A 6,238-nucleotide genomic window follows, 5' to 3' on the forward strand; every position below is an offset into this window, starting at 1 on the left:
CGGCTGTTTCGGTTTTTCGGCTGTTTCGGTTAAGGAAGCAAGAAGATGAGCAAGCTGCGCGTGGCGGTCCTCGGAGCGAAGGGCCGCATCGGCGCCGAGGCGGTCAAGGCCGTCGAAGCCGCCGAGGACATGGAGCTGGTGGCCGCCCTGGGCCGGGGCGACAAGCTGGAGACCCTGGCCGAGTCCGGCGCCCAGGTCGCCGTCGAACTGACCACGCCGGCCTCGGTGATGGACAACCTCGAGTACTGCGTCGGCCACGGCATCCACGCCGTCGTCGGTACGACGGGCTGGACCGACGAGCGCCTCGCGCAGCTGAACGGCTGGCTCGCCAGGTCCCCGGAGACGGGCGTGCTCATCGCTCCCAACTTCTCCATCGGCGCCGTCCTCACCATGAAGTTCGCGCAGATCGCCGCGCCGTACTTCGAGTCCGTCGAGGTCGTCGAGCTGCACCACCCCAAGAAGGTCGACGCCCCGTCCGGCACCGCCACCCGCACGGCCCAGCTCATCGCCGAGGCCCGGCGCGCGGCGGGCACGGCCCCGGCACCGGACGCCACCGAGACGGCCCTGGAGGGGGCACGCGGCGCGGACGTCGACGGGATCCCCGTCCACGCCGTCCGCCTGCGCGGCCTCCTCGCCCACCAGGAGGTCCTGCTCGGCGGCGAGGGCGAGACCCTGACGGTCCGCCACGACTCCCTCCACCACAGCAGCTTCATGCCGGGCATCCTGCTCGGCGCGCGCCGAGTGGTCACGACCCCGGGCCTGACCTTCGGCCTGGAGAACTTCCTGGACCTGGGCTGATGCGCGCCAAGCTGTCCTACGCCGTCACGGCCGCCGTTCTCGTCTTCTATTTCGTCCTGGTCGGCAGCCGCGGCGTCATGCTGATCCAGTCCGGCACCCTCGTCACGGTCACGTTCGGCGTAGCCGTGCTGGTCCTGCCGGTGATCGGCCTGTGGTTCCTGTGGAAGAGCACCCAGTTCGTCCGCCGGGCCAACGCGCTCGCCGCCGAGCTCGACGCCGAAGGCGGCCTGCCCGTCGACGAGCTCAAGCGCACACCCGGCGGCCGGATCGACCGCGACTCGGCCGACGAGGTCTTCGCCAAGCGCAGGGCCGAGACCGAGGCGGCTCCCGACGACTGGCGCAGCTGGTTCCGCCTCGCCGTGGCCTATCACGACGCCCGCGACACCCCACGGGCCCGCAAAGCCATGCAGCGCGCGATAGCACTGCACGACGGCAGGCCCGTCCAGCAGCTCTGAGGTCCCGGCACGTCGAAGGGGGCCGGTCCTGATGCGGACCGGCCCCCTTCTTCGTGTCCACCCGCCCGGGTCAGCCCCGGGCGTGCTCCGCCGCCCAGGCCTCCACCGCGTCCGCGGCCCGGTCGAACGCCTGGCCGCGCGCGAGGAAGTCCGCGTTGTGCGTGGTCAGCAGCGGCGGCAGATCCTCCGGCCCCCGCCCCTGCCGTACGAGGGTCAGGGCCTGCCCCTGCACCGTGCGCGGCAGTCCGAGCCAGCGCACCGGCTGCTGAGCCGTCCGCACGGCCACGACCTGCTCCCAGGACACCGTACGAGTGAACAGGAAGCCCACCCGTCGCACTCCGCGGGCACTCACCCACACGCCCATGCGCAGCAGCCGCAGCGCGCCCATGATGACGAGCACCGCGATGCCGAGCACCACCGCGGCCTCGGTCGGTGAGTCGGTCAGCGCGATGATCACCGCGGCGAACAACACGTACGAGGCGAGCAGGAGAAGAAGCGCCGCCACGCCCACCCGCCACGGACCGGGCCGGTAGGGGCGCCGCCAGCGGTCACGGTTGTCGAACGGCAGCGCGGCGTCGTCCGGCGCCTCGAATACGCGGTCGGCCGTCAGGAAGGGCAGGGGCACGGCGGGTCCTCACTCGATCCAAGCGGTGGGCTGTGCCCGGTGAGGTTATCCGCCGGTGTCCCCACGGGCCACCTGCGGGGGCCCGTCCGAGTCAGTGTCCCTGGGAGGCCTGGGACTGCTGTGTCTGCGCGGGGGCCTGATCCTGTGACAGTGCCGGCATCCCGAGAACCAGAGAGCCCACGAGCCCGGCCACGATGGTGACTCCCATCAGCCAGCGCCCGGCCATCTCACCGGCGGACACCCGCTCACGGGGCGGAGGAGCGACATTGCTGCGGAACCTGTCGGCTTCGGCGAGAAAGGCGAACGGAACGGGTTCGCGCCGACGCAACAGCATGGGGGTACTTCTCCCTTCGGGGATCGAACGAATCGCTGCTGTCTGGACAGACGAGTGGTATCCGCAAAAGGTGCCCGTTTTCACCGACTTAACTCGGTCACGCCAGTGAAAGTCCCGTTTGGGGCGCCGTAGAGTGGCGTCGCCATACGACGAGCTGGGAAGGACCCCCCGAACCGTGAGCCCCACCCCCGACGACGATTTCAAGATCGAGCTGCGCGACGACGTCACCGTCGAACTGGTCAAGCACAGCGCGGCCGACTCCGACGTGCTGTTCGCCGCCCGGGTGTCGACCGTCGGAGAGCAGTCCCTGGACGAGCTGAACAAGGACCCGGAGCGCTCCAAAGGGCTGATCAACTACCTCATGCGGGACCGGCACGGCAGCCCGTTCGAGCACAACTCCATGACCTTCTTCATCAGCGCCCCGATCCTCGTCTTCCGCGAGTTCATGCGGCACCGCGTGGGCTGGTCGTACAACGAGGAGTCCGGCCGCTACCGGGAGCTCCAGCCCGTCTTCTACGTCCCCGGCCCCGACCGCAAGCTCGTCCAGCAGGGTCGCCCCGGCAAGTACGTCTTCGTGGCGGGCACCCCCGAGCAGCACGCGTCCGTCGGAAGCGCCATGGAGGAGTCGTACCGCCAGGCGTACCGCGCCTACCAGGAGATGCTCGCGCAGGGCGTCGCCCGCGAGATCGCCCGTTCGGTCCTGCCCGTCGGCCTGTTCTCCTCGATGTACGCCACCTGCAACGCCCGCTCGCTCATGCACTTCCTCGGTCTGCGCACCCAGCACGAACAGGCGAAGGTGCCGTCCTTCCCGCAGCGGGAGATCGAGATGGTCGGCGAGAAGATGGAGGCGGAGTGGGCCAAGCTCATGCCGCTCACCTACGCCGCCTTCAATGCGAACGGGCGTGTGGCGCCATAACGGGCTCCTGCGTACCCGCGGGGCACAGATGTACGGGCCCATCGCGCGAAGTGTCCGTATTGCGGCATTTGGAGAAGTTCATCTAGCCTGATCAAACGGACCCGGCACTGCTTGAACCCCCGAGCAGGCAGTGCCGGGCTCCGCATTTGTCCTGACTTTTCCCGTCCCCCCTAGGGCAGACCCCGCCTTGAGCAACGAGTAGCGTGTTCCCCATGGCTCCGACCTCCACTCCGCAGACCCCCTTCGGGCGGGTCCTCACCGCCATGGTCACGCCCTTCACGGCGGACGGCGCACTCGACCTCGACGGCGCACAGCGGCTCGCCACCCACCTGGTGGACGCAGGCAACGACGGCCTGATCATCAACGGCACCACCGGCGAGTCCCCCACCACCAGTGACGCGGAGAAATCGGACCTGGTACGAGCCGTACTGGAGGCGGTCGGCGACCGCGCCCACGTCGTCGCCGGCGTCGGCACCAACGACACCCACCACAGCATCGAGCTGGCCCGGGCCGCCGAAGAGGTGGGCGCACACGGCCTCCTGATCGTGACGCCGTACTACAACAAGCCCCCGCAGGAGGGCCTGTACCGGCACTTCAAGGCCGTCGCCGACGCCGCCGAGCTGCCCGTCATGCTCTACGACATCCCGGGCCGCAGCGGTGTCCCGATCAGCACCGAGACACTGGTCCGGCTCGCCGAGCACCCGCGGATCGTCGCCAACAAGGACGCCAAGGGCGACCTGGGCCGCGCCAGCTGGGCCATCGCCCGCTCCGGCCTCGCCTGGTACTCCGGCGACGACATGCTGAACCTGCCGCTGCTCTCCGTGGGCGCGGTCGGCTTCGTCTCGGTCGTCGGCCACGTCGTCACCCCGGACCTGCGCGCCCTGGTCGAGGCGTTCACCTCGGGTGACGTACAGAAGGCCGCCGAGATCCACCAGAAGCTGCTTCCCGTCTACACGGGTATGTTCCGCACCCAGGGCGTGATGACGACCAAGGCGGCGCTCAGCCTCCAGGGGCTCCCCGCGGGGCCCCTGCGCGCCCCCATGGTCGAGCTCTCGCCCGAAGAGATCGAGCAGCTCAAGATCGATCTTGCCGCCGGCGGGGTACAGCTCTAGCACCAGACTTCGCGCGCCCGGCGCGCAACCAGACTCAACAACTGAATAGGCGGGCCACCGGTGCCCGCACCACAACGACAACTGCTACACGCACGAACGTCACGCGCGCCACGTGCCCCACCGGTACGTGGCGTGCGTGGTTGAGGAGAGTCTTTTGAGTCATCCGCATCCTGAACTGGCCCCGCCCCCGCCGCTTCCCGAGGGCGGCCTGCGGGTCACCCCACTCGGCGGTCTCGGCGAGATCGGCCGAAACATGACGGTCTTCGAGTACGGCGGCCGTCTGCTGATCGTCGACTGCGGGGTGCTGTTCCCGGAGGAGGAACAGCCCGGCATCGACCTGATCCTGCCGGACTTCTCGTCCATCAGGGACCGCCTCGACGACATCGAGGGCATCGTCCTCACCCATGGTCACGAGGACCACATCGGTGCTGTCCCCTATCTCCTCCGGGAGAAGCCGGACATCCCCCTGATCGGCTCCAAGCTGACCCTGGCATTCATCGAGGCCAAGCTCCAGGAGCACCGGATCCGCCCGTACACCCTTGAGGTGGCGGAGGGACACCGCGAGCGCATCGGGCCCTTCGACTGCGAGTTCATCGCCGTCAACCACTCGATCCCGGACGCCCTCGCCGTCGCCATCCGCACGCCGGCGGGCATGGTCGTCCACACGGGCGACTTCAAGATGGACCAGCTCCCGCTGGACGGCCGTCTCACGGACCTGCACGCGTTCGCACGTCTGAGCGAGGAAGGCATCGACCTCCTTCTCTCCGACTCCACGAACGCCGAGGTCCCCGGTTTCGTGGCACCCGAGCGGGACATCTCCAATGTCCTGCGCACGGTCTTCGGGAACGCACGCAAGCGGATCATCGTGGCCAGCTTCGCCAGCCACATCCACCGCATCCAGCAGATCCTGGACACGGCGCACGAGTACGGCCGCCGGGTCGCCTTCGTGGGTCGCTCGATGGTCCGCAACATGGGTATCGCGCGGGACCTGGGCTACCTGAAGGTCCCGCCGGGCCTGGTGGTGGACGTCAAGACCCTGGACGACCTCCCCGACCACGAGGTGGTCCTGGTCTGCACAGGCTCCCAGGGCGAACCGATGGCAGCCCTGTCCCGCATGGCGAACCGCGACCACCAGATCCGGATCGTCCAGGGCGACACGGTCATCCTCGCGTCCTCGCTGATCCCGGGGAACGAGAACGCGGTCTACCGGGTCATCAACGGCCTGACCCGCTGGGGCGCCCACGTCGTCCACAAGGGCAACGCCAAGGTGCACGTCTCGGGCCACGCGTCCGCGGGCGAGCTCCTGTACTTCTACAACATCTGCAAGCCGAAGAACCTGATGCCGGTCCACGGCGAATGGCGCCACCTGCGCGCCAACGCCGAGCTTGGCGCCCTGACCGGCGTCCCGCACGACCGCATCGTCATCGCCGAGGACGGTGTGGTCGTCGACCTCGTCGAGGGCAAGGCGAAGATCGCGGGCAAGGTCCAGGCGGGTTACGTCTACGTCGACGGCCTCTCGGTCGGCGATGTCGGCGAGCCGGCTCTCAAGGACCGCAAGATCCTCGGCGACGAGGGCATCATCTCGGTCTTCCTGGTCGTCGACTCGTCCACCGGGAAGATCACGGGCGGCCCGCACATCCAGGCGCGCGGCTCCGGCATCGAGGACTCGGCCTTCGCCGACGTGATCCCGAGGGTCACCGAGGTGCTCGAGCGTTCGGCGCAGGACGGCGTGGTCGAACCCCACCAGCTGCAACAGCTGGTGCGGCGGACCCTGGGCAAGTGGGTCTCCGACACGTATCGCCGCAGGCCGATGATCCTCCCTGTGGTGGTGGAGGTCTGACGGACCGTCGGACACTCGTCCGAGTGAACCAGGAGCGGGGGGGGGGGGGGGGGGCCGGGGCGCCCCCCCCCCCCCCGCGCGCGGTTCACTGGCCGGCGGGTCCGACACGAGCGGAGGTTCTGGGTGGGGGGGGCCGCGCGGGGGGGGGTAGGGCCGGA

The 6,238-nt window shown here is 69.3% G+C and carries 7 protein-coding genes; 5 read left to right on the forward strand and 2 right to left on the reverse strand.

The window, feature by feature from the left end; translation table 11 throughout:
- Window positions 1-45: 45 nt before the first annotated feature.
- Together dapB and ACGFWE_RS36655 are read left to right on the forward strand one after the other, a co-directional pair.
- Complete coding sequence (gene dapB, locus ACGFWE_RS36650; RefSeq protein ID WP_352389557.1) at window positions 46-798, forward strand: 4-hydroxy-tetrahydrodipicolinate reductase; 753 nt, start codon at window positions 46-48, stop codon at window positions 796-798.
- Window positions 798-1,253 (forward strand): hypothetical protein, encoded by a 456-nt coding sequence (locus ACGFWE_RS36655; RefSeq protein ID WP_393604470.1) that lies wholly within the window; start codon window positions 798-800, stop codon window positions 1,251-1,253. Before dapB ends, ACGFWE_RS36655 begins: the two co-directional genes overlap by 1 nt.
- A gap of 70 nt (window positions 1,254-1,323) precedes the next feature.
- On the opposite strand, the gene ACGFWE_RS36660 is transcribed toward ACGFWE_RS36655, so the two are convergent.
- Both ACGFWE_RS36660 and ACGFWE_RS36665 read right to left on the reverse strand, forming a co-directional pair.
- The gene (locus ACGFWE_RS36660) at window positions 1,324-1,878 is read right to left on the reverse strand and encodes a hypothetical protein (RefSeq protein ID WP_352389559.1); all 555 of its coding nucleotides are present in this window, start codon (window positions 1,876-1,878) and stop codon (window positions 1,324-1,326) included.
- Between the two features lie 91 nt (window positions 1,879-1,969).
- A complete protein-coding gene (locus ACGFWE_RS36665; protein ID WP_352389568.1) occupies window positions 1,970-2,209 on the reverse strand; it encodes a hypothetical protein in 240 nt (79 codons plus the stop codon).
- A gap of 178 nt (window positions 2,210-2,387) precedes the next feature.
- On the opposite strand from ACGFWE_RS36665, the gene thyX reads away from it, so the two are divergent.
- The 3 genes from thyX to ACGFWE_RS36680 all read left to right on the forward strand — a co-directional run bounded on the left by thyX (window position 2,388) and on the right by ACGFWE_RS36680 (window position 6,080).
- A complete protein-coding gene (gene thyX, locus ACGFWE_RS36670) occupies window positions 2,388-3,128 on the forward strand; it encodes an FAD-dependent thymidylate synthase (protein WP_352389560.1) in 741 nt (246 codons plus the stop codon).
- Window positions 3,129-3,340: 212 nt separating this feature from the next.
- Window positions 3,341-4,240 (forward strand): 4-hydroxy-tetrahydrodipicolinate synthase, encoded by a 900-nt coding sequence (gene dapA / locus ACGFWE_RS36675; RefSeq protein WP_352389561.1) that lies wholly within the window; start codon window positions 3,341-3,343, stop codon window positions 4,238-4,240.
- Between the two features lie 154 nt (window positions 4,241-4,394).
- The gene (locus ACGFWE_RS36680) at window positions 4,395-6,080 is read left to right on the forward strand and encodes a ribonuclease J (RefSeq protein WP_352389562.1); all 1,686 of its coding nucleotides are present in this window, start codon (window positions 4,395-4,397) and stop codon (window positions 6,078-6,080) included.
- The last annotated feature ends 158 nt before the right edge of the window (window positions 6,081-6,238 follow it).

It is taken from the genome of Streptomyces sp. NPDC048523 (assembly GCF_043199815.1).
Lineage (GTDB): Bacteria > Actinomycetota > Actinomycetes > Streptomycetales > Streptomycetaceae > Streptomyces.

Excerpts from the sequence above, each read along its gene's own strand:
- dapA (WP_352389561.1), top strand. The coding sequence starts at position 3,341 with ATGGCTCCGACCTCCACTCCGCAGACCCCCTTCGGGCGGGTCCTCACC.
- ACGFWE_RS36655 (WP_393604470.1), top strand. The coding sequence starts at position 798 with ATGCGCGCCAAGCTGTCCTACGCCGTCACGGCCGCCGTTCTCGTCTTC.
- dapB (WP_352389557.1), top strand. The coding sequence starts at position 46 with ATGAGCAAGCTGCGCGTGGCGGTCCTCGGAGCGAAGGGCCGCATCGGC.